This is a genomic window from Kitasatospora sp. NPDC086791 (assembly GCF_040685975.1).
In the GTDB taxonomy this organism is placed as follows: Bacteria; Actinomycetota; Actinomycetes; order Streptomycetales; family Streptomycetaceae; genus Kitasatospora.
Genome location: NZ_JBFBOC010000005.1, coordinates 1 through 26,523 on the forward strand (window position 1 = coordinate 1; position 26,523 = coordinate 26,523).

The 26,523-nt window shown below is 70.9% G+C and carries 22 protein-coding genes and 3 tRNA genes; 22 read left to right on the forward strand and 3 right to left on the reverse strand.

The window, feature by feature from the left end; all coding sequences use genetic code 11:
* Together AB0Q99_RS10260 and AB0Q99_RS10265 are read left to right on the forward strand one after the other, a co-directional pair.
* The coding region (locus tag AB0Q99_RS10260; protein WP_363570070.1) for an ATP-binding protein at positions 1-604 on the forward strand (604 nt) is incomplete at its 5' end.
* Entirely contained in the window at positions 597-1,271 is a 675-nt protein-coding gene (locus AB0Q99_RS10265) for a response regulator (protein WP_363570072.1), read from the forward strand. The genes AB0Q99_RS10260 and AB0Q99_RS10265, both read left to right, overlap by 8 nt.
* 279 nt (positions 1,272-1,550) lie before the next feature.
* On the opposite strand, the gene AB0Q99_RS10270 is transcribed toward AB0Q99_RS10265, so the two are convergent.
* Positions 1,551-2,819 carry a hydrolase gene (locus AB0Q99_RS10270; RefSeq protein ID WP_363570074.1) on the reverse strand — a complete coding sequence of 423 codons (1,269 nt, stop codon included), beginning with the start codon at positions 2,817-2,819 and terminating at the stop codon, positions 1,551-1,553.
* A gap of 252 nt (positions 2,820-3,071) precedes the next feature.
* Here AB0Q99_RS10270 and AB0Q99_RS10275 point away from each other — a divergent pair.
* The 8 genes from AB0Q99_RS10275 (at position 3,072) to AB0Q99_RS10310 (ending at position 7,942) form a co-directional block, all read left to right on the forward strand.
* Positions 3,072-3,144 (forward strand) — tRNA-Thr (locus AB0Q99_RS10275).
* Positions 3,145-3,187: 43 nt separating this feature from the next.
* Positions 3,188-3,260, forward strand: a tRNA-Met gene (locus tag AB0Q99_RS10280).
* Positions 3,261-3,343: 83 nt separating this feature from the next.
* A complete protein-coding gene (gene rpmG / locus AB0Q99_RS10285) occupies positions 3,344-3,508 on the forward strand; it encodes a 50S ribosomal protein L33 (RefSeq protein WP_006604855.1) in 165 nt (54 codons plus the stop codon).
* A gap of 134 nt (positions 3,509-3,642) precedes the next feature.
* On the forward strand, positions 3,643-4,101 hold the full coding sequence (locus tag AB0Q99_RS10290) for a MaoC family dehydratase N-terminal domain-containing protein (RefSeq protein ID WP_363570076.1): 459 nt from the start codon (positions 3,643-3,645) through the stop codon (positions 4,099-4,101).
* 5 nt (positions 4,102-4,106) lie between these two features.
* Positions 4,107-4,529, forward strand: a complete 423-nt coding sequence (locus AB0Q99_RS10295; RefSeq protein ID WP_363570077.1) for a MaoC family dehydratase — start codon at positions 4,107-4,109, stop codon at positions 4,527-4,529.
* Positions 4,530-4,678: 149 nt separating this feature from the next.
* Positions 4,679-5,242, forward strand: coding sequence for a TetR/AcrR family transcriptional regulator (locus AB0Q99_RS10300; RefSeq protein ID WP_363570079.1), 564 nt, complete (start codon positions 4,679-4,681; stop codon positions 5,240-5,242).
* Positions 5,243-5,328: 86 nt separating this feature from the next.
* Positions 5,329-6,786, forward strand: coding sequence for an MFS transporter (locus tag AB0Q99_RS10305; protein WP_363570080.1), 1,458 nt, complete (start codon positions 5,329-5,331; stop codon positions 6,784-6,786).
* Between the two features lie 112 nt (positions 6,787-6,898).
* Complete coding sequence (locus AB0Q99_RS10310; RefSeq protein WP_363570082.1) at positions 6,899-7,942, forward strand: UDP-N-acetylmuramate dehydrogenase; 1,044 nt, start codon at positions 6,899-6,901, stop codon at positions 7,940-7,942.
* Here the strand turns inward: AB0Q99_RS10310 and AB0Q99_RS10315 are convergent.
* Together AB0Q99_RS10315 and AB0Q99_RS10320 are read right to left on the reverse strand one after the other, a co-directional pair.
* The gene (locus AB0Q99_RS10315) at positions 7,939-9,060 is read right to left on the reverse strand and encodes an adenosine deaminase (protein WP_363570084.1); all 1,122 of its coding nucleotides are present in this window, start codon (positions 9,058-9,060) and stop codon (positions 7,939-7,941) included. The genes AB0Q99_RS10310 and AB0Q99_RS10315 overlap by 4 nt on opposite strands.
* A gap of 152 nt (positions 9,061-9,212) precedes the next feature.
* Positions 9,213-10,460, reverse strand: a complete 1,248-nt coding sequence (locus AB0Q99_RS10320) for a pyridoxal phosphate-dependent aminotransferase (RefSeq protein WP_363570086.1) — start codon at positions 10,458-10,460, stop codon at positions 9,213-9,215.
* A 284-nt stretch (positions 10,461-10,744) separates the two neighbouring features.
* On the opposite strand from AB0Q99_RS10320, the gene AB0Q99_RS10325 reads away from it, so the two are divergent.
* The 12 genes from AB0Q99_RS10325 (at position 10,745) to AB0Q99_RS10380 (ending at position 26,486) form a co-directional block, all read left to right on the forward strand.
* A tRNA-Trp gene (locus AB0Q99_RS10325) sits at positions 10,745-10,817 on the forward strand.
* A gap of 146 nt (positions 10,818-10,963) precedes the next feature.
* Positions 10,964-11,323: a preprotein translocase subunit SecE gene (gene secE, locus AB0Q99_RS10330; protein ID WP_363570088.1), complete on the forward strand. Its 360-nt coding sequence runs from the start codon at positions 10,964-10,966 to the stop codon at positions 11,321-11,323.
* A gap of 209 nt (positions 11,324-11,532) precedes the next feature.
* A complete protein-coding gene (nusG, locus tag AB0Q99_RS10335) occupies positions 11,533-12,432 on the forward strand; it encodes a transcription termination/antitermination protein NusG (protein ID WP_363570090.1) in 900 nt (299 codons plus the stop codon).
* 165 nt (positions 12,433-12,597) lie between these two features.
* Positions 12,598-13,032, forward strand: a complete 435-nt coding sequence (gene rplK, locus AB0Q99_RS10340) for a 50S ribosomal protein L11 (protein WP_363570092.1) — start codon at positions 12,598-12,600, stop codon at positions 13,030-13,032.
* Between the two features lie 76 nt (positions 13,033-13,108).
* Positions 13,109-13,831, forward strand: a complete 723-nt coding sequence (gene rplA, locus AB0Q99_RS10345; protein WP_030290441.1) for a 50S ribosomal protein L1 — start codon at positions 13,109-13,111, stop codon at positions 13,829-13,831.
* Between the two features lie 201 nt (positions 13,832-14,032).
* On the forward strand, positions 14,033-14,815 hold the full coding sequence (locus AB0Q99_RS10350; protein WP_363570094.1) for a hypothetical protein: 783 nt from the start codon (positions 14,033-14,035) through the stop codon (positions 14,813-14,815).
* Between the two features lie 126 nt (positions 14,816-14,941).
* Complete coding sequence (locus AB0Q99_RS10355) at positions 14,942-15,769, forward strand: hypothetical protein (protein ID WP_363570095.1); 828 nt, start codon at positions 14,942-14,944, stop codon at positions 15,767-15,769.
* 231 nt (positions 15,770-16,000) lie between these two features.
* Positions 16,001-16,879 carry a hypothetical protein gene (locus AB0Q99_RS10360; RefSeq protein WP_363570096.1) on the forward strand — a complete coding sequence of 293 codons (879 nt, stop codon included), beginning with the start codon at positions 16,001-16,003 and terminating at the stop codon, positions 16,877-16,879.
* Between the two features lie 406 nt (positions 16,880-17,285).
* Positions 17,286-17,849: a 50S ribosomal protein L10 gene (rplJ, locus tag AB0Q99_RS10365; RefSeq protein WP_045693068.1), complete on the forward strand. Its 564-nt coding sequence runs from the start codon at positions 17,286-17,288 to the stop codon at positions 17,847-17,849.
* Positions 17,850-17,936: 87 nt separating this feature from the next.
* Entirely contained in the window at positions 17,937-18,320 is a 384-nt protein-coding gene (rplL, locus tag AB0Q99_RS10370; RefSeq protein ID WP_363570098.1) for a 50S ribosomal protein L7/L12, read from the forward strand.
* Between the two features lie 695 nt (positions 18,321-19,015).
* A complete protein-coding gene (gene rpoB / locus AB0Q99_RS10375; RefSeq protein ID WP_360254595.1) occupies positions 19,016-22,492 on the forward strand; it encodes a DNA-directed RNA polymerase subunit beta in 3,477 nt (1,158 codons plus the stop codon).
* 100 nt (positions 22,493-22,592) lie between these two features.
* The gene (locus tag AB0Q99_RS10380) at positions 22,593-26,486 is read left to right on the forward strand and encodes a DNA-directed RNA polymerase subunit beta' (protein ID WP_363570100.1); all 3,894 of its coding nucleotides are present in this window, start codon (positions 22,593-22,595) and stop codon (positions 26,484-26,486) included.
* The last annotated feature ends 37 nt before the right edge of the window (positions 26,487-26,523 follow it).

Sequence of the window (26,523 nt, forward strand, 5' to 3'; positions counted from 1 at the left end):
CCAGGCCGAACTCCTCGCCACCGCCGACGAATCGCTGGTCAAGCTCACCCGCCTGGTCGACAACCTGCTCGACATGAGCCGCCTCCAGGCCGGCGTGCTCACCCTGCACCTCACCGAGACCCACCTGGACGAGATCCTGCCCCGGGCGCTCGACAGCCTCCCCGACCCGTACGCGCCGGTCCAGCCGCTGGACCTGGACACGACGCCGGCGGTCCTCGCCGACCCGCCGCTGCTGGAGCGCGTGCTCGCCAACGTCATCACCAACGCGCTGCGCCACAACGCCCCCGGCGCGCCCGTCCTGGTCACCGGCAGCCACCACGCCGACCAGGTCGAGATCCGGGTGATCGACCGAGGCCCCGGCATCGCCCCCCAGGACCGCAACCGGGTCTTCCTGCCCTTCCAACGCCTCGGCGACACCGACAACACCACCGGCGTCGGCCTCGGCCTCGCCCTCTCCCGCGGCCTCGCCGAGGCCATGGGCGGCAGCCTGGAGGTCGAGGACACCCCCGGCGGCGGCACCACCATGCTGCTCACGCTGCCCGCCGTCACCGCGCACCCCACCACCGAGCCCGCCGCCCCCGGGGAGGAGCCACCGTATGAGTGACATCCTGATCGTCGACGACGAACCGGCGCTGCTGCGCACCTTAAGGATCAACCTCAGCGCCCGGCAGTACGCCGTCCGCACCGCCGCCAGCGGCGGCGAGGCGCTCGACCGCGCCGCGCACTCGCTCCCGGACGCCGTCCTGCTCGACCTCGGCCTGCCCGATCTCGACGGGATGGACGTGCTGCGCGGCCTGCGCACCCACAGCGCGATGCCGATCATCGTGCTCTCCGGCCGGAGCGACGCCGCCGACAAGATCGGCGCCCTCGACGCGGGCGCGGACGACTACCTCACCAAGCCGTTCCTGATGGACGAACTGCTGGCCCGGCTGCGCGCGGTACTGCGTCGCCCGCTGGGCGGCGTCCCGCCGAACAGGCCGGTGATCGGCGAGTACACCGTGGACCTCGCGGCCACCACCGTGAACGGTCCGGCCGGCCCGGTGCGGCTCACCCCGACCGAGTGGCGGATCCTCGCCCTGCTGCTGGCCAACCCCGGCCGGCTGGTGCCCGGGCGGCAGATCCTGCGCGAGGTGTGGGGCCCGGCCCAGGAGGCGCGCGGCAACTACCTGCGGGTCTACCTCGCCGGGCTGCGCCGCAAGCTGGAGCGCGACCCGGCCCGGCCGCGGCACCTGATCACCGAGCCGGGGATCGGGTACCGGTACGTGCCGTAGCGGCGGGCGAGGGCGGCGGGCGGCGCCACGGCCGTCGGCGTCAACGCACCGTCAAGACCGGTCCACGGGACGACAGGAGAGCGTCAAGGCCGGTCGGCGCCGGTGCTCCGTGGGCGTAGCGTCGGTACCGGACCGAGCGGGTCCTGCTCCGTGTGGGGGAGGCCGGGGGCCGCTCGCACCGCCGTCGGACGACGGCCAGCAGGTGGGGGGAGGGGCGCGCGACAACCGTCGCGCGCCCCTTTGATTCCCGGTCTGCTGCGCAGGCCGGCCCCAACGGAGTCAGTCCTCGGCGCTCCCGGACTGCCGGGGCAGCGCCAGCGCCACGGTGTCCGCGAACTCCCGTACCGCGCTGGTCCGGCTGACCACCCGGCCGCTGTGCACCACCAGTCGACTGTGCCCGCCCGCGAGCGCCCCGGCCAGGCTGTCCCCGCGCACCGCCAGCAGCTCCGCCGGGAACCCGGCGTCCACCCGGACCGGCGGCAGCCCGAGCGCCGCCCGGGCCTGGTTCGCCACCGCGTCGTACGCCGCCTCCGGGTCCAGCTCCCCGCCGGCCGCCAGCAGGTACGCCGACTCCAGCGGATCCGCCCGGCCGACCGGGTTGGACGGGTCGCGCAGCGCCCCGCTGCCCGCCGCCAGCGGCACCCGGGCCGCCGCCAACTCCCGTAGCAGGCCCGGTCGCAGGCCCGTCGAGCGGCCCTCCAGGCCGGTGCAGCCGCCGTTCTGCGGCAGGCAGACCACCCGCACCCCGCTGGTCGCCAGCACGGTCGATCCGCCCGGGGCCAGCGCACTGCACGGCCCGAGCGTCACCCGCGGCCGCAGCGGCGCCAAGGCGCCTGCCAGTCGGGCGAGTTGGGCCGCGTCGGCGGCGGTGGTGTGCAGGTCCACCGGGCAGTCCGCCTCCCGGGCGGCCTCCAACAGCAGCTGGACGTACCCGGCCGGGTCCGGGTCCAGCTCCGGGCAGCCGCCCGCCGCCGTGGCGCCCAGCTTGAGCGCCTCGCGCAGCTGCGCCCGGCCGTCCGCGCCGGCCCGGCCGGTGAGCAGCCGGGGCATCGCCACCGCCTGCAGGTCGGCCAGCCCGCGCAGCGCCTGCCGGGCGGTGAGCACCGCCTCCAGCGGGCGCAGCCCGTGCACGTCGCCGATCCGCACGTGGGTGCGCTGGGCGGTGGCGCCGTAACCGAGCGAGGTGAGCGCGGCCTCGGTGATCCGGCGGGTGAGGTCGGCCGGGGTGTCCGGGGGCGGGGCGGGCAGGGCGGCGGAGAAGGCGGTGTCGTAGTGGGCGTGCGCCTCGGCAGGGGCCGGGAGCAGCAGGTAGCCCTTGAGGTCGATCCGGGCGCCGGTGGTGACGGTGGGCGTGCCGGGCAGGGCGGGCATCGGGCCGAGGCTGCCGACGGTGCCGACGGCCTGGATCCGGTCGCCGCTGATCCGGACGTCCACCACCCGCCCGTCGGCCAGCCGGGCGCCGGTGAGCAGCAGGACCGGGCCGTGCCCGAGCGGGTTGGCCGCCGGGCCGGGCCCGTGGTGCGGCCCGTCGGCGGCTGCGCTGTCCATCGCGGGCTCCTTCTCGGGCCGGCCCGTGCGGGCGGCCAGTCGATCCCGATCAATGAGCGTCGAGCCTATGGTGCGCGGGGGCGGGGCGCCGGGAGGCGGGCAATAGTCGTATCGGGTCGGGCCGTGCGTCCCGGGGGACGATCGAACGCCCGGCCTTGGATCGCTCCTGCGTGCACCTCGTCCACCTGCGGTCTTCGCCGCGGGATACGGATTTCACCTCCGGCCGCGAAACGTGTAATCTCTTCCTCGTTCGCCCCTATAGCTCAGTCGGTAGAGCGTCTCCATGGTAAGGAGAAGGTCTGCGGTTCGATTCCGCATGGGGGCTCTGGTGAGAAGCAGTCGGTTTCGGCTGTGCTGCGGATCACTGTGGCGGTGTAGCTCAGTTGGTAGAGCAAGCGGCTCATAATCGCTGTGTCACCGGTTCAAGTCCGGTCACCGCTACCCCGCGTAGTCGGTCGGGAGATCGCACTCCCGGTCGGCTACTCTTGTTGTGTTCTTATTCGTTGTCCAAGGAAGGCACTCCCGTGGCTGCCACCGATGTCCGCCCGAAGATCACGCTGGCCTGCGTGGAGTGCAAGGAGCGGAACTACATCACCAAGAAGAACCGGCGTAACGACCCGGACCGTCTTGAGATGAAGAAGCACTGCCCCCGCTGCAACTCGCACACCGCGCACCGCGAGACCCGCTGACCTCTTCGCAGGGCATCGGGCCTGTGTGAATTCAGGTCTTCGACTCCGGGCCGCATCCCTCACGGGGGGTGCGGCCCGGAGTCATTTCCGCATCCGTCCGCTTCGTCCATCCATCCGTGTTCCGAGGAGCTGCCATGGCGCTCGACCCCTCCTTCATCGGGCGTAGTTACCCGCCCACCGAGCCGTACGAGGTCGGCCGGGAGAAGATCCGCGAGTTCGCGATCGCGATCGGCGACGCCAACCCGGCGTACACCGACGCGGAGGCGGCGAAGGCGCTGGGCCACCCGGACGTGATCGCCCCGCCGACCTTCCCGTTCGTGGTCACCTACCGCGCGGCCGCCCAGGTGGTGGAGGACCCGGAGCTGGGCCTGGACTTCAGCCGGGTCGTGCACGGCGACCAGAAGTTCGGCTACGTCCGCCCGGTGCGGGCCGGGGACCGGCTCTCGGTCGTGGTGACCATCGACAACATCAAGTCGCTGGCGGGCAACGACGTGCTCACCGTGCGCGGCGAGGTGCTGGACGGGACCGGCGAGCAGGTGCTGACGGCGGTCATGACCCTGGTGGCGCGGGCCGCCGACGAGGCGGGGGAGTGAAGACGATGGCGATCAGCTACGACGAGGTCGAGGTCGGCACCGAGCTGCCGGCGCAGTCGTTCCCGGTGACCCGCGCCGCACTGGTGCGCTACGCGGGCGCCTCGGGCGACTTCAACCCGATCCACTGGAACGAGAAGTTCGCCCTGGAGGTCGGCCTGCCGGACGTCATCGCGCACGGCATGTTCACCATGGCCGAGGCGATCCGGGTGGTCACCGACTGGGTCGGCGACCCGGCCGCGGTGGTCGAGTACGGCGTGCGGTTCACCCGTCCGGTGCCGGTGCCGAACGACGGGGTCGGCGCGGTGATCGAGGTCTCGGCCAAGGTCGCCAAGAAGCTGGACGACGGCAAGGTGCAGGTCGACCTGCTGGCCACCACGGGCGGTCAGAAGGTCCTCGGGATGTCCAGGGCGATCGTCCGGCTGGCCTGAGACCGGCGGGACGACCGGGCCTCGGGCGGGCCCTCCCGAGGCCCGGTCGGCCTGAGGCGGGCCGGGCCGCGACCGGGGCCGTACGACGGGATCCCCGGTCGCGGCCGCGGGTCTTGCATAGATAGTGATTGGCCACTAACTTGGAAGTCATGGCGAGGACGAGCATGCGGATGAGCGCGGAGGAGCGGCGCGAGAGCGTCGTCCGTGCCGCGATGATCGAGTTCGCCCGGGGTGGCTACCGGGGCACCTCCACCGAGGCGATCGCCCGTCGGGTGGGCGTCTCGCAGCCGTACCTGTTCCGGCTGTTCCCCGGCAAGCAGGCCATGTTCGAGGCCGCCGCCGAGCGTTGCGTCGAGGAGACCTGGAGGGTCTTCGACGAGGCCTCGGCCGGTCTGACCGGCGAGGCCGCCGCCGAGGCGATGTCCGGGGCGTACCTGGGGCTGGTCGAGGACCGCGACCAGCTCATGATGCAGATGCAGCTCTACGTCTCGGTGTTCGCGGCCAGGGCGGCCGGCGAGGAGGAGATCGGGGAGAGCGCCCGGCGGCTGTGGGAGAGCCTGTTCGAGCGGGTCAGGATCCGGATCGGCGGCGACATGAAGGACGCCACGCACTTCTTCGCGCACGGGATGCTGATCAACACCCTGGTGGCCCTGGGCTTCCCGCCGGAGCACCGGATCTGGGGCGGCTTCGACGAGTGTGACGGGATCGACTAGCCGGGCCGCGCGGTGGTGTCCGTGCGGCCCCTTTTCGGCCCCTGAAAGTTATTGATCAATAACTACCTAGAGAACCTGGGGAAGTCATGACGGAGAAACCGGTCCTCGGCAGGACCGCGATCTGGACCCTGGTGATCGTCAGCGTGGCCAGTTTCATGGCCGCCCTGGACAACCTGGTGGTCACCACCGCACTGCCGTCGATCCGCGCGGACCTCGGCGGCGGGCTGTCCGACCTCGAATGGACGGTCAGCGCCTACACCCTGAGCTTCGCCGTGCTGCTGATGTTCGGGGCGGCCCTCGGCGACCGCTTCGGCCGACGCCGGGTCTTCCTGATCGGCCTGGCGATCTTCACCGCCGGCTCCGCCGGGGCCGCCCTCTCCCCGGAGATCGGCGAGCTGATCGCCGCCCGGGCGGTCCAGGGCGTCGGCGCCGCGGTGATGATGCCGCTCACCCTCACCCTGCTCACCGCCGCCGTGCCCGAGGCCAAGCGGGGCATGGCCTTCGGCATCTGGTCGGGCGTCAGCGGCCTCGCCGTCGCCGCCGGACCGCTGATCGGCGGCTCGCTGACCGAGCACTTCTCCTGGCAGTGGATCTTCTGGGTCAACGTCCCGGTCGGTCTGGTGCTGCTGCCGCTGGCCTTCCTCCGGCTCGGCGAGAGCCGGGGCGCGGACCGGGCCCTGGACGTGCCCGGGACCCTGCTGGTCAGCCTGGGGATGTTCGGCGTGGTGCTCGGCCTGATCCGCGGCAACCCGGACGGCTGGACCAGCCCGTTGGTCCTCGGCTCCCTGATCGCCGGCGCCGTGCTGCTGGCCGCCTTCGTCTGGTTCGAGCAGCGCGTGGCGGCCCACCCGATGCTGCCGATGCGGCTCTTCCGCAGCCGCGCCTTCTCGGCCGTCAACGCCGCCAGCCTGCTGATGTACCTCGGGATGTTCGGCTCGATCTTCCTGATCAGCCAGTACCTCCAGGGCGTCGGCGGCTACAGCCCGCAGGAGGCCGGGCTCCGGATGCTGCCGTGGACCGCGATGCCGCTGCTGATCTCGCCGGTCGCGGGCATCGTCTCCGACCGGATCGGCGGGCGGCCGATCGTGGTCACCGGGCTGGTGCTCCAGGCCGTCGGCCTCGCGCTGTTCGGCCTCGTGGTCGACCCGAACGGCGGGTTCGACTACGCCGCGCAGATCCCCGCCATCGTGATCTGCGGGATCGGCATGTCGCTGTACTTCGGTCCGACCGCCCAGCTGGTGATGGCGAGCGTCCGGTCGCAGGAGCAGGGGATCGCCTCCGGCGCCAACAACGCGCTGCGCGAGGTCGGTGGGGCGCTCGGGGTGGCCTCGCTGGCGGCGGTGTTCTCGGCCCAGGGCGGCTACCAGTCGGGGCAGGCCTTCGCGGACGGGCTGGTGCCCGCGCTGTACGCCGGTGCGGCGGCCGTCGCCGTCGGGGCGCTCGCCGCGGCGCTCATACCGCGCCGGCGCAAGGCCGTGGCGGCCGCGGCCGGGTCGGCCGCCGGGCAGCCGGCCGCGGACCGGGCCGAGGCCGCCCGGACCTGAGCCGGTCCGGACCGGGCGCCGGACCGGGCACGGACCGGGTCCGGAGCGGTGCGGGCGGGTTGCGGGGGAAGGGCGACCGGGGGGCCGCCCTTCCCCCCGTACGCTGGTGGGCGTGCTGGTAGAAAACGACGCCCCCCTCGCCCCGCTGACCACGCTCCGGCTCGGCGGCCCGGCCCGCCGCCTGGTGACCGCCCACACCGACGACGAGGTGATCGCCGCCGTGCGCGAGGCCGACGCGGCCGACGAGCCGCTGCTCGTCCTCGGCGGCGGCTCCAACCTGGTGATCGGCGACGACGGCTTCCCCGGTACGGTGCTGCGGATCGCCACCGCCGGCTTCGCCCTGGACGGCACGGTGCTGGAGCTGGCCGCCGGCGAGGTGTGGTCGGAGGCGGTCACCCGGACGGTGCGCGAGCACGGCCTGGCCGGCGTCGAGTTCCTGGCCGGCATTCCCGGCTCGGCCGGTGCCACCCCGGTGCAGAACGTCGGCGCGTACGGCCAGGAGGTCGCCCAGACGATCACCGAGGTGGTCGCCTACGACCGGGCGGCCGACGAGGTGGTCACGCTCTCGAACGCCGAGTGCGCGTTCTCCTACCGGCACAGCCGGTTCAAGGCCGAGCCGGACCGCTACGTGGTGCTGCGGGTCCGGTTCGCCCTGGCGGACCACGCCGGGCTCTCCAGCCCGGTCAAGTACGCCGAGGTGGCCAAGCACTTCGGCGTCGGGCCGGACGAGCGGGTGCCGCTGGCGGAGGCGTACGAGGCGGTGCTGGGGCTGCGCTCCGGCAAGGGCATGGTGCTGGACCCGGCGGACCACGACACCTGGTCGGCGGGCTCCTTCTTCACCAACCCGGTGCTCACGGCCGCGCAGTACGAGTCCTTCCGCACCCGCCCGGGTGCCGAGAACGCCCCCGCCTACCCGGCCCCGGAGGGCTGCACCAAGACCTCGGCGGCCTGGCTGATCGACAAGGCCGGCTTCGGCAAGGGCTACGGCAGCGGCCCGGCGACCCTCTCCACCAAGCACACCCTGGCGCTCACCAACCGCGGCTCGGCCACCGCCGAGGACCTGCTGGCCCTGGCCCGGGAGATCCGGGACGGGGTCCGCGAGGCCTTCGGGGTGGAGCTGGTGAACGAGCCGGTGATGATCGGCGTCGCGCTCTAGGCGGTCGCGGTCGCCGTCGCCGGTGCCGCCGCGGTCGCCGTCGTGGCAGTGGCGACGGCGGCGTCCGCAGGCGCGACCGCAGGGGCGTGCCCGTTCGCCAGCCAGGCGTCGATGTCCGCCAGCAGCTCCTTCCGGACGGCCTCCGGCGCGACCGAGCCGCGCACCGACTGCCGTGCCAGCTCGGCGAGTTCGGCGTCACTGAAGCCCAGGACGTCCCGGGCCAGGTCGTACTGCGCGGCCAGCCGGCTGCCGAACAGCAGCGGGTCGTCCGCGCCCAGCGCCAGCGGCACCCCGGCGTCGAAGAGCCTGCGCAGCGGCACCTCCTCGGGGCTCTCGTAGACGCCCAGCGAGACGTTGGAGGACGGGCACACCTCACAGGTGACCTGCCGGGCCGCCAGCCGCTCCATCAGCCGCGGGTCCTCGGCGGCCCGCACGCCGTGGCCGATCCGGCCGGCGTCCAGGTCGTCCAGGCAGTCCCGGATCGACTCCGGGCCGGCCAGTTCGCCGCCGTGCGGGGCCGCCAGCAGACCACCCCTGCGGGCGATCGCGAAGGCCCGGTCGAAGTCCCGGGCGAGGCCGCGGCGTTCGTCGTTGGAGAGGCCGAAGCCGACCACCCCGTGGTCGGCGTAGCGGACGGCCAGCCGGGCCAGCGTCCGGGCGTCCATCGGGGACTTCATCCGGTTGGCCGCGACCAGCACCCGGATGCCCACCCCGGTGGCCCGGGCGGCCTGCTCCACCGCGTCCAGGATCAGCTCCAGCGCGGGGATCAGCCCGCCCAGCCGGGGTGCGTACGAGGTCGGGTCGACCTGGATCTCCAGCCAGCGGGAGCCGTCCCGCCGCTCGTCCTGCGCGGTCTCCAGGACCAGCCGGCGGATGTCCGCCTCGTCCCGCAGCACCGAGCGGGCGGTGTCGTAGAGGCGCTGGAAGCGGAACCAGCCGCGCTCGTCGGTGGCCCGCAGTTTCGGCGGCTCGCCCGAGCTGAGCGCCTCCGGCAGCCGGACGCCGTGCTTGTCGGCCAGCTCCAGCAGCGTGGCGGGGCGCATCGAGCCGGTGAAGTGCAGGTGCAGGTGGGCCTTCGGGAGGCCCCTGACGTCTCGCGGGTTCAACTGGCGTTCCATTCACCGATACTGCCGTATGCGACCCCCAAACGGGAACCGCCCTCTTCTCATCCCCCGAAGGGGTGAAAGAGGGCGGTGTGCCGGGTGAATCCCGGGTGTCCGGTCGGCCGCGGGTGTCGGGCCGACCCCGGACGCCCGGTCGGTGCCGGGTGTCAGTCGCGGGCCTCGCCGAGCAGCTTCTGGATCCGGCTGACGCCCTCGACCAGGTCGGCGTCGCCGAGCGCGTAGGAGAGCCGCAGGTAGCCGGGGGTGCCGAAGGCCTCGCCGGGGACGACCGCGACCTCGGCCTCGTCCAGGATCAGGGTCGCCAGCTCGGCGGAGGTCTGCGGGCGGGTGCCGCGGATCTCCTTGCCCAGCAGGCCCTTCACCGACGGGTAGGCGTAGAAGGCGCCCTCGGGCTCGGGGCAGAGGACGCCCTCGATCTCGTTGAGCATCCGCACGATGGTCTTCCGGCGGCGGTCGAAGGCGGTGCGCATCTCGGCGACGGCCTCCAGGTCCCCGGCGACGGCGGCCAGGGCGGCGCGCTGCGCGACGTTGGAGACGTTCGAGGTGGCGTGCGACTGCAGGTTGGTCGCGGCCTTGACGACGTCCTTGGGGGCGATCACCCAGCCCACCCGCCAGCCGGTCATCGCGTAGGTCTTGGCGACGCCGTTGACCACGATGCACTTGTCGGCCAGCTCGGGCAGCAGGGCCGGCAGCGAGGTGAAGGTGGCGTCGCCGTAGACCAGGTGCTCGTAGATCTCGTCGGTGAGCACCCACAGGCCGTGCTCCAGCGCCCAGCGGCCGATCGCCTCGGCCTCGGCCCGGGTGTACACCGCGCCGGTCGGGTTGGACGGCGAGACGAACAGCACCACCTTGGTGTTCTCGGTGCGGGCCGCCTCCAGCTGCTCGACCGAGACCTTGTAGCCGGTGGTCTCGTCGGCCACGACCTCCACCGGGACACCGCCGGCCAGCTGGACCGACTCCGGGTAGGTGGTCCAGTACGGGGCCGGGATGATGACCTCGTCGCCCGGGTCCAGGATCGCCGCGAACGCCTCGTAGATCGCCTGCTTGCCGCCGTTGGTGACCAGCACCTGGGAGGCGTCCACCGCGTAGCCGGAGTCCCGCAGCGTCTTGGCGGCGATCGCGGCCTTCAGCTCGGGCAGGCCGCCCGCCGGGGTGTACCGGTGGTTCTTCGGGTCGCGGCAGGCCTCGACGGCCGCCTCGACGATGTAGTCCGGCGTCGGGAAGTCGGGCTCGCCGGCACCGAAGCCGATGACCGGGCGGCCGGCGGCCTTGAGGGCCTTGGCCTTGGCGTCCACGGCGAGGGTCGCGGACTCGGCGATCGCGCCGATCCGGGCGGACACCCGGCGGTCGGCGGGGCGGATGGACTGGTCGGGCTGCGGGGTGGAAGCGCTCATGCCTGCATCGTCGCAGAACCGGGACGGACCGGGCAGCGCGGTTCCAGTATCCGTACGGTCCCGTCCGCATCGCGGCGTCCGCCGATCCGTCGGTCGGCGCCTCTCCCGACCGGACATCCGTCGGGTGTTCGGGCGTCCCGGAAGAAGAGGTTCGACCAAACACCCCTCGACCACGTACACTCGCTGCTCGACGGCCCGCCGAAAAGACCGAAGCTTTCACCGCTTGTACAAACAGCGGGGGGAGATGCGGTAGGTTGGTCGCCACAGGAGCCGCGAGGCACCGTAGGGCAATAGCTCAATTGGTAGAGCACCGGTCTCCAAAACCGGCGGTTGGGGGTTCGAGTCCCTCTTGCCCTGCTGCTAGATCCGTCGTCAGCCCGTTCGCTCCACAGAGCGAGCGGGCTTGGTGCGGAGATGGCACCGATCAGCACCGCTAAGCCGGCCGGTCGTGCCCCATCGGGTGTGCGGCGAGTCCGGCAGGACCCGGATTCAGGTGAGGACGAGTGACGGAGACCACGGGCTCCACCGCAACGCCTGAGAGCGGCAACCCCGAGGGTGCCGACGGCGCGGCCGAGGCCGCGTCCTCGGAGGGCGGGGAGAAGGCGCTGTCGCGCCGCGACCGCAAGCGGGCCAACCGCTCGGGCGACAAGAAGTCCGGCAAGCGGGCCAAGAAGGGCCTGTTCGCCCGCATCGGGCTGTTCTACCGCCAGATCATCGCCGAGCTGCGCAAGGTCGTCTGGCCCACCCGGGGCGAGCTCACCAACTACACCACCGTCGTGGTCGTGTTCGTCGTCGTCATGATGGCCTTCGTGGCCAGCCTGGACTACGGCTTCTCCAAGCTGAGCCTCTGGATCTTCGGCTGACGCGGCCGACCACCTTCGAAACAGCCTCCCGACCCGGGCCGACCTTCGGCCCGGGTCGAGCTGTCGGCGGAGGTCGTACGCGCCGTTACCGTTGACTCGGTACTGTTGAAGTCTCCGAGGCCTCACCAGGCGCCCGCGCGAGCGGCAGCGTGCCGGGTCCGGTTCCGGAGCGCGCCACCTTCACCATCTCCAGGAAAGAAGCAGCCACCGTGTCTGAGTCCCCCCTGTACGACGCCGACGAGACCGTCCGCGAGGCGGATGTCGCCGCCGAGCTGGACGCGGCCGAGCTGGCTGACGACACCGAGTCCGCCGAGCAGGTCGTCGACGCCGCGGACAGCGACGAGGACGAGGTCGAGGCGTACGACGAGGCCGAGGCGGGCGAGCCCGCCGAGGAGGCCGCGCTGCACGTGGAGAGCGACGTCGAGGCCGCCGCCGAGGAGACCGAGGTCGAGGAGGCCGAGGAGGTCGAGGCCGAGGCCGCCGAGGAGGTCGAGGTCGAGGAGGTCGACCCGGTCGCCAAGTTCCGCGAGGACCTGCGCTTCATGCCGGGCGAGTGGTACGTGATCCACACCTATGCCGGCTACGAGAACCGGGTGAAGCAGAACCTGGAGCAGCGCGCCGTCTCGCTGAACGTCGAGGAGTACATCTTCCAGGCCGAGGTGCCGCAGGAGGAGGTCGTCCAGATCAAGAACGGCGACCGCAAGACCATCCGCCAGAACAAGCTCCCCGGCTACGTCCTGGTGCGCATGGACCTCACCCCGGAGTCCTGGGGCGTCGTGCGCAACACCCCCGGTGTCACCGGCTTCGTCGGCAACGCCTACGACCCGTACCCGCTGACCCTGGACGAGGTCGTCAAGATGCTCGCCCCCGACGTCGAGCGCCAGGCGGCCAAGGAGGCCGGCAAGCCCTCGCCGATCAAGCCGAGCGAGATCCAGGTGCTGGACTTCGAGGTCGGCGACTCGGTCACCGTCACCGACGGTCCGTTCGCGACCCTGCAGGCGACCATCAACGAGATCAACCCCGACTCGAAGAAGGTCAAGGGCCTGGTCGAGATCTTCGGCCGGGAGACCCCGGTCGAGCTCTCCTTCGACCAGATCCAGAAGAACTAGTCATACGGTCTTCGGATCCGGGGTGGGGCCGAGGGCCCTGCCCCGGATCCGTTTTGGTCCAGCGGCGCGAACGCGTTAGCCTGGTCCGATGTGTGTGCTGGCGGCCGGGTGTCGCCCCGGTTCCGCACGCACCAGCAATCACCTCTCGGAAGGACCCGGAGAGACATGCCTCCCAAGAAGAAGAAGGTCACGGGGCTTATCAAGCTCCAGATCAACGCCGGTGCGGCCAACCCGGCGCCGCCGGTCGGCCCCGCGCTGGGCCAGCACGGCGTCAACATCATGGAGTTCTGCAAGGCCTACAACGCTGCGACCGAGTCGCAGCGCGGCATGATCGTGCCGGTGGAGATCACGGTCTACGAGGACCGTTCCTTCACCTTCGTCACGAAGACGCCGCCGGCCGCGCGCCTCATCCTGAAGGCCGCCGGTATCGAGAAGGGCTCCAGCGAGCCGCACAAGACCAAGGTCGCCAAGCTCACCAGCGCCCAGGTCCGCGACATCGCCACCACGAAGATGCCCGACCTGAACGCCAACGACCTGGACGCCGCGGAGAAGATCATCGCCGGCACCGCCCGGTCGATGGGCATCACCATCGAGGGCTGATCACCTTCTCGTCCCTGTGGTAGGGCCTGCGCAGGCCCGTGAATACCACAACTCCAATCACCATTCAGGAGCAGCAGTGAAGCGCAGCAAGGCTCTGAAGGCCGCGGACGCCAAGGTCGACCGCGAGCGCCTTTACGCCCCCCTCGAGGCCGTCCGCCTCGCCAAGGCGACCAGCACCACCAAGTTCGACGGCACCGTCGAGGTCGCCATGCGTCTGGGCGTCGACCCGCGCAAGGCCGACCAGATGGTCCGCAGCACCGTGATCCTCCCGCACGGCACCGGTAAGACCGCTCGGGTCCTGGTCTTCGCGACCGGCGAGCGTGCCGAGGCCGCGCGTGCTGCGGGTGCCGACATCGTCGGTGCCGACGAGCTGATCGACGAGGTCGCGAAGGGCAAGCTGGACTTCGACGCCGTCGTCGCCACCCCGGACCTCATGGGCAAGGTCGGCCGCCTCGGCCGCGTGCTCGGTCCCCGTGGTCTGATGCCGAACCCGAAGACCGGCACCGTGACCCCGGACGTCGCCAAGGCTGTCAACGACATCAAGGGCGGCAAGATCGAGTTCCGCGTCGACAAGCACTCGAACCTGCACTTCATCATCGGTAAGGCCTCCTTCACCGACGAGCAGCTGGTCGAGAACTACGCCGCCGCGCTGGACGAGGTGCTCCGCGCCAAGCCGTCCGCCGCCAAGGGCCGCTACATCAAGAAGACCGCGTTCTCGACCACCATGGGCCCCGGCATCCAGGTGGACCCGAACCGCACCCGCAACCTCCTCGTCGAGGAGGACCCGGCCGCGGTCTGAGCCCCAGCGCTCTAGAGCAGTCCGTACGGCGGGCCCGTACCCCCTTCGCCGGGGGTGCGGGCCCGCCGTCGTTCCCCGGGCGGGTCCGTGCTCCGGAGCGCGGCCGCAGGACCGGGACCTGCCCGGATGGGAACAGGTGCCCGAGTAGTCGTACGCTCTGCCGGTCAGCATGTGGAGTACCCGTGACCGACGGAGTGTGCCGTGCCGCCCGCCCCCCGCTCCGCCGCCCTGGTGGCGGCCCTGCTGCTGCTCGGTGCCAGTGCCGGCTGCAGCCTGCTGGCCGCCCCGGCCGGCCGCACCCCCGGCTCCCCGGCGGCCGTACCGCCCAAGCAGGTGGTGCTCTCGGCCGCGCAGGCGCTGGACGACGTGGGCGGCGCCCGGATCGAGGTGGTGCGGGAGGGCCCGGCCGGCCGGCGCACCGCGAGCGGCACGCTGGTCTGGGGGCCCCGGGACGAGGCCGCGCTGACCGTCACCGACGAGGCGGGCTCCGGGCAGCTGGCGATGAAGGACGGTGCGATCGACCTGACCTACCAGGGCGGCGCGGCCAAGCACGCCGAGCGGGCCACCGCCGAGTCGCTGGACCCGACGGCCGGCCCCGATCCGGACGGCTACGCGGGCGGCTGGACGACCGCGCTGGTCACCGCCCCCGGCAGCCGCGCGTACGCGATCGCACAGAACGTCACGCTCGGCTCGCTCGGCGCCGAACAGCTGGCCGGGACGACCGTGGCGCACTACCAGGGCTCCGCGCCGGTGGACGGGTTCGTCGGCGCGGACCGGGAGTCGAGCCCGCAGCGGCGCGCCGCGACGATCGACTGGTACCGGCAGCGCGGGGTGACGGCGATCGCCTTCGACGTCTGGGTGGGGCCCGGCGAGCGGCTGCTCAGGCTGCGGGAGACGGTCCGGGGGAGCGACGGAACCACCGTGACCACCACGGACGTCCCATCCTCCGGCACGGGGGACGCGGTGCCCGCCGCGGGAGGCTGACCGGAGGCCGGACATTCGGGGCGTGGCGGATCCGACGATCCGTTAGAGTCCGGCTGGGCAAGACCCGGGAAGGGCCGACGAGCGGCTCTTCCGTGGAGCTGTTTCGGATCTCACGGGGGTACTCTCATGCGCGCTGTGCGCCTCGCCTCGGCCGTCGCGACGACGGCCGTCCTGCTCGGTGCGGTCACCGCCTGCAGCAGCGGCAACGACGCCGAGAGCGGTGACGCCAAGGGGGGCGACCCGATCGCGGCGGCGCTGACCGGGGACCCGAAGGCGGCGCTGGCCGCCTCCGCGCTGGTCATGCAGAAGGCCGGCAACGGCAAGGTCACCATGGTCAGCCCGAACGACAGCAAGGGCGGCGGCACCGGCGACGCCGACTGGAAGGACCCGGCCAAGGCCGCGGTGGACCTGGTCGGCGACATGGAGGGCAAGAAGCTCAGGATCCGGGTGATCGGGCCGGACGCCTACCTCGGCGGGGACGACGCGGCCGCGGCCCTGGGCGGCAAGCACTGGGTCAAGCTGCCCGCCGGCGACCAGGCCGGTGACGGCTTCCGGGCGGCCGGCCAGCTGCTGAACCCGGTCGTCCCGCTCACCGTCGCGGCCCAGAGCGGAAAGCTCTCCAAGGTCGGCCAGGAGAGCCTGGACGGCGCCCAGACCACCCACCTGCGGGCGGTCGAGGAGACCTCCGTCCTGGTGGCCGGGATGTCGGCGCTCCCCGAGGACCAGCGCAAGATCGTCCAGAAGACGCTGGAGCAGGACGGCAAGACCCTCACCTTCGACTTCTGGCTGAACGGCAAGCAGGAACTCGTCCAGTACCAGGAGTACGGCGACACCAACGGCGCGAAGCAGGCCGTCACCGTCAAGTACTCGGGCCTCGGCAAGGCCGCCGCGATCACGGCGCCCGCCGCCACCGACCTCGGCAGCGAGGCGGACCTGCTCAAGCTGCTCGGCTGATCCGGCGCCGGCTCGGCTCCGCTCCGGCGCTGGTCCGGCTCCGGCTCCGGCTCCGACCCGACGGGTCGGCGGCGGCCCGCCGTTCCGCGTCCCGATTCGGCCGACCGGTGGATCCGGCCGGGCCCGCGCGACCCGACCGGGGGGGCCGCCACCGGGCGGGCCGGGGACGGGTGGCATGGTGGCCGGACGAGGACGGCCGCCGGACGGGGCCGGGCGAGGAAGGGAACGGACGTGGCGGGACGGCGGCGGTTGGCGGCAGTGGCCGTCGTCGCCCTGCTGGCGAGCGGGCTGAGCGGCTGCGGCGGGAGCGACGACGCGCCCGCCACGCCGTCCGGCAGCCCGACCCCGACCAGCGCCGCGCCGACCGGCGCCGTCCCGACCGGGCCGGCCAAACCGACCGACCGCTCCCCGCACGGGGTGCTGCTCTCCGCCCAGCTGGCCATGCAGACCGCCCGCCGCGCCAAGGTCAGCTACCGGCTCGGCGCGGACGCCGGGTCCGGCCCGCTCTTCTGGCAGCCCAAGACGGCGCTGCAGATCAAGCGCTCCACCCCGGCCGACGCCGAGCAGCTGATCATCGTGGACACCGTCGCCTACCAGGGCGGCGACGCCGCCACCGCGGCCCGGCAGGGCGGCAGGCACTGGGAGCGCTTCACCGTCCCGCCCGCCCCGGACGGCCACAAGGAGATCCCCTACGCCGGTCTGGTCGACCTGCTGAACCCGGTCGAGGCGCTGGCCGCGGCCACCGCCGACGGGGCGGACCCGGCCTTCGTCGGCGAGGAGAAGTCCGAGGAATCGACCGTCGAGCACTACCGGGTCACCACCACCGCCGAGAAGTACGCGGCCGCCCAGACCCAGCTGACCCAGGCCCGGCGGGACGGCCTGCGGGCCGCGCTCGCGCCCGGTGGCTCGCTCTCGCTCACCCTGGACCTCTGGCTCAACGACAAGGACCAGCTGGTCCGGCTCCAGCGCACCGGCACCGGGGACAGCGGCCGGGCGGACGACTCGGTGCTCTACACCGACCTCGCCGGGGCGCTGCTCTCGGCGCAGGCGCCGGCCGAGGCGGACACCGCGGACACCGGCGTCCGGACGGTCTCCCCGCTGGCCCGCTGAGCCGGCGGTCGGGTCCGGCCGACCCGGTTCCGGGGCCGCTCCGCCGCCTCGCCGGGGCCGCTCCCGGTTGCTCCGTCCGGGGGCGATTTGCACCCGGGGAACGCCTCCGGCTACTCTGGCCGAAGCCAAAGACCGCTGGTTGTCGCCGTGCGCCCGAGAGGGAGCCGGTGGCCGAAGGATCTGCGACTCGTCGCAGGCAGCCCGCGCAGGTGCGTCTGGAGCTTCGACTTCCGGGTCCCGCGTTCGCGTGGAGGTCCGTCGAGGTCGTTCCGAGCCCCGTGCCCCTGCGCACCGGGGCTCGTTGCATTTGTGCAGGAGCTTTCCTTCCGTCCGGTCGGTCCGCGGCGACATTGGTCGACTTTCGCGGTCGGCCGGACTTCGACATCACGGAAGGAGGCGTAAGCCTATGGCCAGGCCCGACAAGGCTGCTGCCGTCGCCGAGATCACGGACAAGTTCCGCGGCTCCTCCGCGGCGCTGCTGACCGAGTACCGCGGTCTCTCGGTGAAGCAGGTCAAGACCCTGCGTCGCTCGCTCGGCGACAACGCCGAGTACGCCGTGGTGAAGAACACGCTGACCAAGATCGCGGCCAATGAGGTCGGGATCACGGAGCTCGACGACCTGTTCAACGGTCCGACGGCTGTCGCCTTCGTCACCGGTGACCCGGTGGAGTCGGCGAAGGCTCTGCGTGACTTCGCCAAGGAGAACCCCGCTCTCATCATCAAGGGCGGTGTCCTTGACGGTAAGGCGCTGTCCGCCGATGAGATCAAGAAGCTCGCGGACCTCGAGTCCCGCGAGGTGCTGCTCGCCAAGCTGGCGGGTGCCCTGAAGGCCAAGCAGTCCCAGGCTGCCGCGCTCTTCCAGGCCCTGCCGTCGAAGCTCGTCCGCACTGTGGACGCGCTGCGCGACAAGGTCGAGCAGGGCGGTGCCGGTACGCCGGCTCCCGCCGCCGAGGACGCCGCCGCCGAGTAATCGGCAGGCTCACGCCTCGCTGCGGGCCCGTGCCCGCCCAACCCGTACATCCGGCACCACCTGCCGATTTAGTGGAAGGACGCCATCATGGCGAAGCTGACCCAGGACGAGCTGCTCGCGCAGTTCGAGGAGCTCACCCTCATCGAGCTCGCCGCCTTCGTGAAGGCCTTCGAGGAGAAGTTCGACGTCACCGCCGCCGCGCCGGTCGCCGTCGCCGCCGCCGGTGTTGCCGGCCCGGCCGCCGAGGCCGCTGAGGAGCAGGACGAGTTCGACGTCATCCTCGAGGGTGCCGGCGACAAGAAGATCCAGGTCATCAAGGAGGTGCGCACCCTGACCTCCCTCGGCCTGAAGGAGGCCAAGGACCTCGTTGACACCGCTGGTGCCAAGGTCCTGGAGAAGGTTGCCAAGGACGTTGCCGAGAAGGCCAAGGCTGCCCTCGAGGGTGCCGGCGCCAAGGTCACCGTCAAGTGATCTTGCGCCCCCTCTGAGGGGGCGTGCGGCCGGGCCGATCACCCTTGCGGGTGGTCGGCCCGGCCTTTTCGCGTTTCCGGGCCGGGCCGGCCCCCGGGAGTCCGTTCCGCCGTCCGGAGTGACGCGCTCCACCGGTGTGGCCGATCGCGCACTCGGCACCGTCGGTGGCGAGGGGTATGGTGATCACCGTCGTCGGACGGCCCCCACCACGGCTTCTGTAACGCCGGAGGGGTCCGGACCGATGCACGGGGTGAGGCCCGCGCCGTCGGCGGGCCCTTGACGAACCCGGCGCGGCGCGCGATTCTCGAGGCGCGAGTCCGCCCGGTTGGTCCGCTGCTGGATGCATAACCAGTGGCCCGGCGGGAAATGACTCCACGTGAGTTAGAGCAGTACCCGGTGGGCGTCCGCGCTCGCCGGCTACCGGGAGGAGTCTCCGATTCGGTCTCCGAATCAGAGCTGGACAGCAGTGTGGCCTTTGGCTACACTGTCCCTTTGCGCTGCCTGTTAGCTTCTCCGTGACTCGTCGCCCGGAGTTTGCGTTGCCCTGAAGGGGTCTGGCATCGCCTCCGCAAAGCGGCTCTGACCTGGGGTTTCGACCCCGGCGGAAACCGGTGGCGATGGAGGCGGGACCAAGCCCACGAAGGCCCGGCTGGTACGCGCGTAGTGAGCTCCGAGCCCTCGGAAGGACCCCCCTCTTGGCCGCGCCGCGCAACGCCTCGAACAATTCCGCCGCATCCACCGCCCCGCTCCGCGTCTCGTTCGCGAAGATCAAGGAGCCCCTCGAGGTCCCGAACCTCCTGGCCCTGCAGACCGAGAGCTTTGACTGGCTGCTCGGCAACGCGGCCTGGAAGTCCCGGGTCGAGGCGGCCCTGGAGAGTGGTCAGGACGTCCCCACCAAGTCCGGTCTGGAGGAGATCTTCGAGGAGATCTCCCCGATCGAGGACTTCAGCGGGTCGATGTCCCTGACCTTCCGCGACCACCGTTTCGAGCCGCCGAAGAACTCCATTGACGAGTGCAAGGACCGCGACTTCACGTTCGCGGCCCCGCTCTTCGTCACGGCCGAGTTCACCAACAACGAGACCGGTGAGATCAAGTCTCAGACGGTCTTCATGGGCGACTTCCCGCTCATGACCCACAAGGGCACGTTCGTGATCAACGGCACCGAGCGTGTCGTCGTCTCGCAGCTGGTCCGCTCCCCGGGTGTGTACTTCGACTCCACCCTGGACAAGGTGTCCGACAAGGACATCTACTCCTGCAAGGTCATCCCCTCGCGTGGTGCCTGGCTGGAGATGGAGATCGACAAGCGCGACATGGTCGGCGTCCGCATCGACCGCAAGCGCAAGCAGTCCGTCACCGTGCTGCTCAAGGCGCTCGGCTGGACCAACGAGATGATTCTCGAGGAGTTCGGCGAGTACGAGTCGATGCGCGCCACCCTGGAGAAGGACCACACCCAGGGCCAGGACGACGCGCTGCTGGACATCTACCGCAAGCTGCGTCCGGGCGAGCCGCCGACGCGTGAGGCCGCGCAGACGCTGCTCGAGAACCTCTACTTCAACCCGAAGCGCTACGACCTCGCGAAGGTCGGCCGCTACAAGGTCAACCGGAAGCTGGGCAACGCCGAGTCGCTGGACTCCGGCGTGCTCACCGAGCCCGACATCATCGGTGCGATCAAGTACCTGGTGAAGCTGCACGCGGGCGAGACCGAGTGGCGTGACGGCGAGGGCCGCGACATCGTGGTCGAGGTCGACGACATCGACCACTTCGGCAACCGTCGCCTGCGCAACGTCGGCGAGCTCATCCAGAACCAGGTCCGTACGGGTCTCGCCCGCATGGAGCGCGTCGTGCGCGAGCGCATGACCACCCAGGACGTCGAGGCGATCACGCCGCAGACCCTGATCAACATCCGGCCGGTCGTCGCCTCCATCAAGGAGTTCTTCGGCACCAGCCAGCTGTCGCAGTTCATGGACCAGACGAACCCGCTGTCGGGCCTGACCCACAAGCGTCGTCTGTCCGCGCTCGGCCCCGGCGGTCTCTCCCGTGAGCGCGCCGGCTTCGAGGTCCGTGACGTGCACCCCTCGCACTACGGCCGCATGTGTCCGATCGAGACCCCCGAAGGCCCGAACATCGGTCTGATCGGGTCGCTGGCCTCGTACGGCCGGGTCAACGCCTTCGGCTTCATCGAGACCCCGTACCGCAAGGTCGTCGACGGTGTGGTCACCGAGCAGGTGGACTACCTGACCGCCGACGAGGAGGACCGCTACGTCATCGCGCAGGCCAACGCCCCGCTGACGGCGGAGCTGACCTTCGCCGAGCCGCGCGTCCTGGTCCGCCGCCGTGGCGGCGAGATCGACTACATCCCGGGCTCCGAGATCGACTACATGGACGTCTCGCCGCGCCAGATGGTGTCGGTCGCGACCGCCATGATCCCGTTCCTCGAGCACGACGACGCCAACCGCGCGCTCATGGGCTCGAACATGATGCGCCAGGCGGTGCCGCTGCTGAAGAGCGAGGCCCCGCTGGTCGGCACCGGCATGGAGTACCGCTGCGCCGTCGACGCCGCCGACGTCATCACCGCCGAGAAGGCCGGTGTCGTCCAGGAGGTCTCGGCCGACTACGTCACCGTGGCCAACGACGACGGCACGTACACCACGTACCGCGCCGCCAAGTTCACCCGCTCCAACCAGGGCACCGCCTTCAACCAGAAGGTGCTCGTGGACGAGGGCGCCCGGGTCGAGGTCAACCAGGTGCTGGCCGACGGCCCCTGCACCGACGAGGGCGAGATGGCCCTCGGCAAGAACCTGCTCGTGGCGTTCATGTCGTGGGAGGGTCACAACTACGAGGACGCGATCATCCTGTCGCAGCGCCTCGTGCAGGACGACGTCCTCTCCTCGATCCACATCGAGGAGCACGAGGTCGACGCCCGTGACACCAAGCTCGGCCCCGAGGAGATCACCCGGGACATCCCGAACGTCTCCGAGGAGGTCCTCGCCGACCTCGACGAGCGCGGCATCATCCGCATCGGCGCCGACGTCGTCACCGGCGACATCCTGGTCGGCAAGGTCACCCCGAAGGGCGAGACCGAGCTGACCCCCGAGGAGCGCCTGCTCCGCGCGATCTTCGGCGAGAAGGCCCGTGAGGTCCGCGACACCTCGCTCAAGGTCCCGCACGGTGAGTCCGGCAAGGTCATCGGCGTCCGCGTCTTCGACCGCGAAGAGGGCGACGAGCTCCCGCCGGGCGTGAACCAGCTGGTCCGCGTCTACGTGGCCCAGAAGCGCAAGATCACCAACGGTGACAAGCTCGCCGGCCGTCACGGCAACAAGGGCGTCATCTCGAAGATCCTGCCGGTCGAGGACATGCCGTTCCTGGAGGACGGCACCCCGGTCGACATCATCCTCAACCCGCTGGGTGTCCCGTCCCGAATGAACCCGGGACAGGTCCTGGAGATCCACCTCGGGTGGCTCGCCAAGCAGGGCTGGGACGTCTCCGGCCTCGCCGACGAGTGGGCCCAGCGCCTGCAGGCGATCGGCGCCGACCAGGTCGACGGTGGCACCAACCTCGCCACCCCGGTCTTCGACGGCGCCCGCGAGGACGAGATCACCGGCCTGCTGGACAACACCACCCTCACCCGTGACGGTGAGCGCCTGGTGAACTCCACCGGCAAGGCCCGGCTGTTCGACGGCCGCTCCGGCGAGCCGTTCCCGATGCCGGTCTCGGTCGGCTACATGTACATCCTCAAGCTGCACCACCTGGTCGACGACAAGCTGCACGCCCGTTCGACCGGTCCGTACTCGATGATCACCCAGCAGCCGCTCGGTGGTAAGGCGCAGTTCGGTGGTCAGCGCTTCGGTGAGATGGAGGTGTGGGCCCTTGAGGCGTACGGCGCGGCCTACGCGCTGCAGGAGCTGCTCACCATCAAGTCCGACGACGTGCTCGGCCGCGTGAAGGTCTACGAGGCCATCGTCAAGGGCGAGAACATCCCCGAGCCCGGCATTCCCGAGTCCTTCAAGGTCCTCATCAAGGAAATGCAGTCGCTCTGCCTCAACGTGGAGGTGCTGTCCTCGGACGGCCAGTCCATCGAGATGCGGGACTCCGACGAGGACGTGTTCCGCGCCGCCGAGGAGCTCGGCATCGACCTGTCCCGGCGCGAGCCGAGCAGCGTCGAAGAGGTCTGACGGAGGCCGGGCCGGCCGCACGACCGCGGCCGGCCCGCCCCCAGGCCCCCCTCAGACCACATGAACGACTCTCGACTTACGAAAGAGGGCTTGACGACCAGTGCTTGACGTCAACTTCTTCGACGAGCTCCGCATCGGCCTGGCCACCGCCGACGACATCCGCCAGTGGTCGCACGGCGAGGTCAAGAAGCCGGAGACCATCAACTACCGCACCCTGAAGCCGGAAAAGGACGGGCTCTTCTGCGAGAAGATCTTCGGCCCCACCCGGGACTGGGAGTGCTACTGCGGCAAGTACAAGCGCGTCCGCTTCAAGGGCATCATCTGTGAGCGCTGCGGCGTCGAGGTGACCCGCGCCAAGGTGCGCCGCGAGCGGATGGGCCACATCGAGCTGGCCGCCCCGGTCACCCACATCTGGTACTTCAAGGGTGTCCCGTCCCGCCTGGGCTACCTGCTGGACCTGGCGCCGAAGGACCTCGAGAAGGTCATCTACTTCGCCGCCTACATGATCACCTGGGTCGACGACGAGCGCCGCCAGCGCGACCTCCCGTCGCTGGAGGCGCACGTCTCGGTCGAGCGTCAGCAGATCGAGAACCGCCGCGACTCCGACCTCGAAGGCCGCGCCAAGAAGGCCGAGACCGACCTGGCCGAGCTGGAGGCCGAGGGCGCCAAGGCCGACGTGCGCCGCAAGGTGCGCGAGGGTGCCGAGCGCGAGATGAAGCAGCTGCGCGACCGCGCGCAGCGCGAGCTCGACCGCCTCGACGAGGTGTGGGCCCGCTTCAAGAACCTCAAGGTCCAGGACCTGGAGGGCGACGAGCTGCTCTACCGCGAGCTGCGCGACCGCTTCGGCACCTACTTCTCGGGCTCGATGGGCGCGGCGGCCCTCAAGGACCGCCTGGAGAACTTCGACCTGGCGGAGGAGTCCGAGCGCCTGCGCGAGATCATCCGCACCGGCAAGGGCCAGAAGAAGACCCGTGCGCTGAAGCGCCTCAAGGTCGTCTCCGCGTTCCTGCAGACCACCAACAAGCCCAACGGCATGGTGCTGGACTGCGTCCCGGTCATCCCGCCGGACCTGCGTCCGATGGTGCAGCTGGACGGTGGCCGCTTCGCGACCTCCGACCTGAACGACCTGTACCGCCGCGTGATCAACCGCAACAACCGCCTGAAGCGCCTGCTCGACCTCGGTGCCCCCGAGATCATCGTGAACAACGAGAAGCGCATGCTCCAGGAGGCCGTCGACGCGCTGTTCGACAACGGCCGCCGCGGCCGTCCGGTCACCGGCCCGGGCAACCGCCCGCTGAAGTCCCTCAGCGACATGCTGAAGGGCAAGCAGGGTCGTTTCCGTCAGAACCTGCTCGGCAAGCGAGTCGACTACTCGGCCCGTTCGGTCATCGTCGTCGGCCCGCAGCTCAAGCTGCACCAGTGCGGTCTGCCGAAGGCCATGGCGCTGGAGCTCTTCAAGCCGTTCGTGATGAAGCGCCTGGTCGACCTGAACCACGCGCAGAACATCAAGTCGGCCAAGCGCATGGTCGAGCGTGCCCGCCCGGTCGTGTGGGACGTGCTCGAAGAGGTCATCGCCGAGCACCCGGTCCTGCTGAACCGTGCGCCCACCCTGCACCGCCTCGGCATCCAGGCCTTCGAGCCGCAGCTGGTCGAGGGCAAGGCCATCCAGATCCACCCGCTCGTCTGCACCGCGTTCAACGCGGACTTCGACGGTGACCAGATGGCCGTCCACCTGCCGCTCTCCGCGGAGGCGCAGGCCGAGGCCCGCATCCTGATGCTGTCCTCGAACAACATCCTGAAGCCGGCCGACGGTCGCCCCGTCACCATGCCGACCCAGGACATGGTGCTCGGTCTGTTCTTCCTCACCTCGGACCGCGAGAACGTGAAGGGCGCCGGCCGCACCTTCTCGTCGACCGCCGAGGCGATCATGGCCTTCGACGCCCGCGACCTGGACGTCCAGGCCCCGATCGAGCTGCGCCTGCCGGCCGGCACCGTCCCGCCGCGCGGCTGGGCCGCTCCGGTGGACGAGGACGGCCAGCCGGGCTGGTACGAGGGCGAGCCCTTCCGCCTGACCACCACCCTGGGCCGCGCGCTCTTCAACGAGCTGCTGCCCGAGGACTACCCGTTCGTCGACTACGAGGTGGGCAAGAAGCAGCTCTCCGCGATCGTCAACGACCTGGCGGAGCGCTACCCCAAGGTCGTCGTCGCGGCGACCCTGGACAACCTGAAGGCGGCCGGTTTCCACTGGTCGACCCGTTCGGGTGTCACCGTCTCGATCTCGGACGTCATCGTCCCGCCGAGCAAGCCCCAGATCCTGGAGGGCTTCGAGGCGAAGGCGGAGAAGGTCCAGAAGCAGTACGAGCGCGGTCTGATCACCAACGACGAGCGCAAGCAGGAGCTCGTCGGCATCTGGACCCAGGCCACCAACGAGGTCGCGGACGCCATGGCCGCGAACTTCCCGAAGACGAACCCCATCTTCATGATGGTCGACTCGGGTGCTCGTGGAAACATGATGCAGATGCGCCAGATCGCCGGTATGCGTGGTCTGGTGTCGAACGCCAAGAACGAGACCATCCCGCGACCCATCAAGGCGTCGTTCCGTGAGGGTCTCACCGTGCTGGAGTACTTCATCTCCACCCACGGTGCCCGTAAGGGTCTGGCCGACACCGCCCTCCGTACCGCCGACTCCGGCTACCTCACCCGTCGTCTGGTCGACGTCTCCCAGGACGTCATCATCCGCGAGGAGGACTGCGGCACCGAGCGCGGCCTGAAGCTGGCGATCGGCTCCGTGGGTGCGGACGGCGTGCTGCGCAAGGCCGACGACGTCGAGACCAGCGTGTACGCCCGCATGCTCGCCGAAGACATCACCATCGACGGCAAGCTGCTGGCCACCGCGAACACCGACCTCGGTGACGTGCTGATCGACGAGCTGATCCGCCACGGCATCGGCGAGGTCAAGACCCGCTCGATCCTGACCTGTGAGTCGGCCGTCGGCACCTGCGCCATGTGCTACGGGCGCTCGCTGGCCACCGGCAAGCTGGTCGACATCGGTGAGGCGGTCGGCATCATCGCCGCCCAGTCCATCGGTGAGCCCGGTACCCAGCTGACGATGCGTACCTTCCACACCGGTGGTGTGGCCGGTGACGACATCACCCAGGGTCTGCCGCGTGTCGTCGAGCTCTTCGAGGCCCGTACCCCCAAGGGTGTGGCCCCGATCTCGGAGGCCACCGGCCGGGCGCGGATCGAGGACACCGAGAAGACCCGCAAGATCGTCATCACCCCGGACGACGGCAGCGACGAGATCGCCTACCCGGTCTCCAAGCGTGTGAAGCTGCTGGTCAGCGAGGGCGAGGCGGTCGAGGTCGGCCAGAAGCTGACCATGGGTGCCACCAACCCGCACGACGTCCTGCGCATCATGGGCCAGCGTGCCGTCCAGGTCCACCTGGTCGCCGAGGTCCAGAAGGTCTACAACTCGCAGGGTGTGTCGATCCACGACAAGCACATCGAGATCATCATCCGGCAGATGCTGCGCCGCGTGACGATCATCGAGTCGGGCGACGCCGAGCTGCTCCCGGGCGAGCTCGTCGAGCGCGGCCGCTTCGAGACCGAGAACCGTCGTGTGGTCGCCGAGGGCGGTCACCCCGCCTCCGGCCGTCCGCAGCTGATGGGTATCACCAAGGCCTCGCTGGCCACCGAGTCCTGGCTGTCGGCCGCCTCCTTCCAGGAGACGACCCGGGTCCTCACCGACGCGGCGATCCACGCCAAGTCGGACCCGCTGCTGGGCCTCAAGGAGAACGTCATCCTCGGTAAGCTCATCCCGGCCGGTACGGGTCTGCCCCGCTACCGCAACATCCGGGTCGAGCCGACCGAGGAGGCCAAGGCCGCGATGTACTCGGCCGTCGGCTACGACGACTACGACCTGTCGCCCTTCGGCGCCGGCTCCGGCCAGGCGGTTCCGCTGGACGACTACGACTACGGCCCGTACACCGGCTGAGTCTCCCCCCGTGCCCGTCATCGGGCAGGAGGGGCCA

What these genes read in the sequence shown, in the direction of transcription:
- AB0Q99_RS10265 (WP_363570072.1), top strand. Translation starts at nt 597, where the DNA reads ATGAGTGACATCCTGATCGTCGACGACGAACCGGCGCTGCTGCGCACC.
- AB0Q99_RS10270 (WP_363570074.1), bottom strand. Translation starts at nt 2,819, where the DNA reads ATGGACAGCGCAGCCGCCGACGGGCCGCACCACGGGCCCGGCCCGGCG.
- AB0Q99_RS10290 (WP_363570076.1), top strand. Translation starts at nt 3,643, where the DNA reads ATGGCGCTCGACCCCTCCTTCATCGGGCGTAGTTACCCGCCCACCGAG.
- AB0Q99_RS10295 (WP_363570077.1), top strand. Translation starts at nt 4,107, where the DNA reads ATGGCGATCAGCTACGACGAGGTCGAGGTCGGCACCGAGCTGCCGGCG.
- AB0Q99_RS10300 (WP_363570079.1), top strand. Translation starts at nt 4,679, where the DNA reads ATGGCGAGGACGAGCATGCGGATGAGCGCGGAGGAGCGGCGCGAGAGC.
- AB0Q99_RS10305 (WP_363570080.1), top strand. Translation starts at nt 5,329, where the DNA reads ATGACGGAGAAACCGGTCCTCGGCAGGACCGCGATCTGGACCCTGGTG.
- AB0Q99_RS10315 (WP_363570084.1), bottom strand. Translation starts at nt 9,060, where the DNA reads ATGGAACGCCAGTTGAACCCGCGAGACGTCAGGGGCCTCCCGAAGGCC.
- AB0Q99_RS10320 (WP_363570086.1), bottom strand. Translation starts at nt 10,460, where the DNA reads ATGAGCGCTTCCACCCCGCAGCCCGACCAGTCCATCCGCCCCGCCGAC.
- rplK (WP_363570092.1), top strand. Translation starts at nt 12,598, where the DNA reads ATGCCTCCCAAGAAGAAGAAGGTCACGGGGCTTATCAAGCTCCAGATC.
- AB0Q99_RS10355 (WP_363570095.1), top strand. Translation starts at nt 14,942, where the DNA reads ATGCGCGCTGTGCGCCTCGCCTCGGCCGTCGCGACGACGGCCGTCCTG.
- rplJ (WP_045693068.1), top strand. Translation starts at nt 17,286, where the DNA reads ATGGCCAGGCCCGACAAGGCTGCTGCCGTCGCCGAGATCACGGACAAG.
- rplL (WP_363570098.1), top strand. Translation starts at nt 17,937, where the DNA reads ATGGCGAAGCTGACCCAGGACGAGCTGCTCGCGCAGTTCGAGGAGCTC.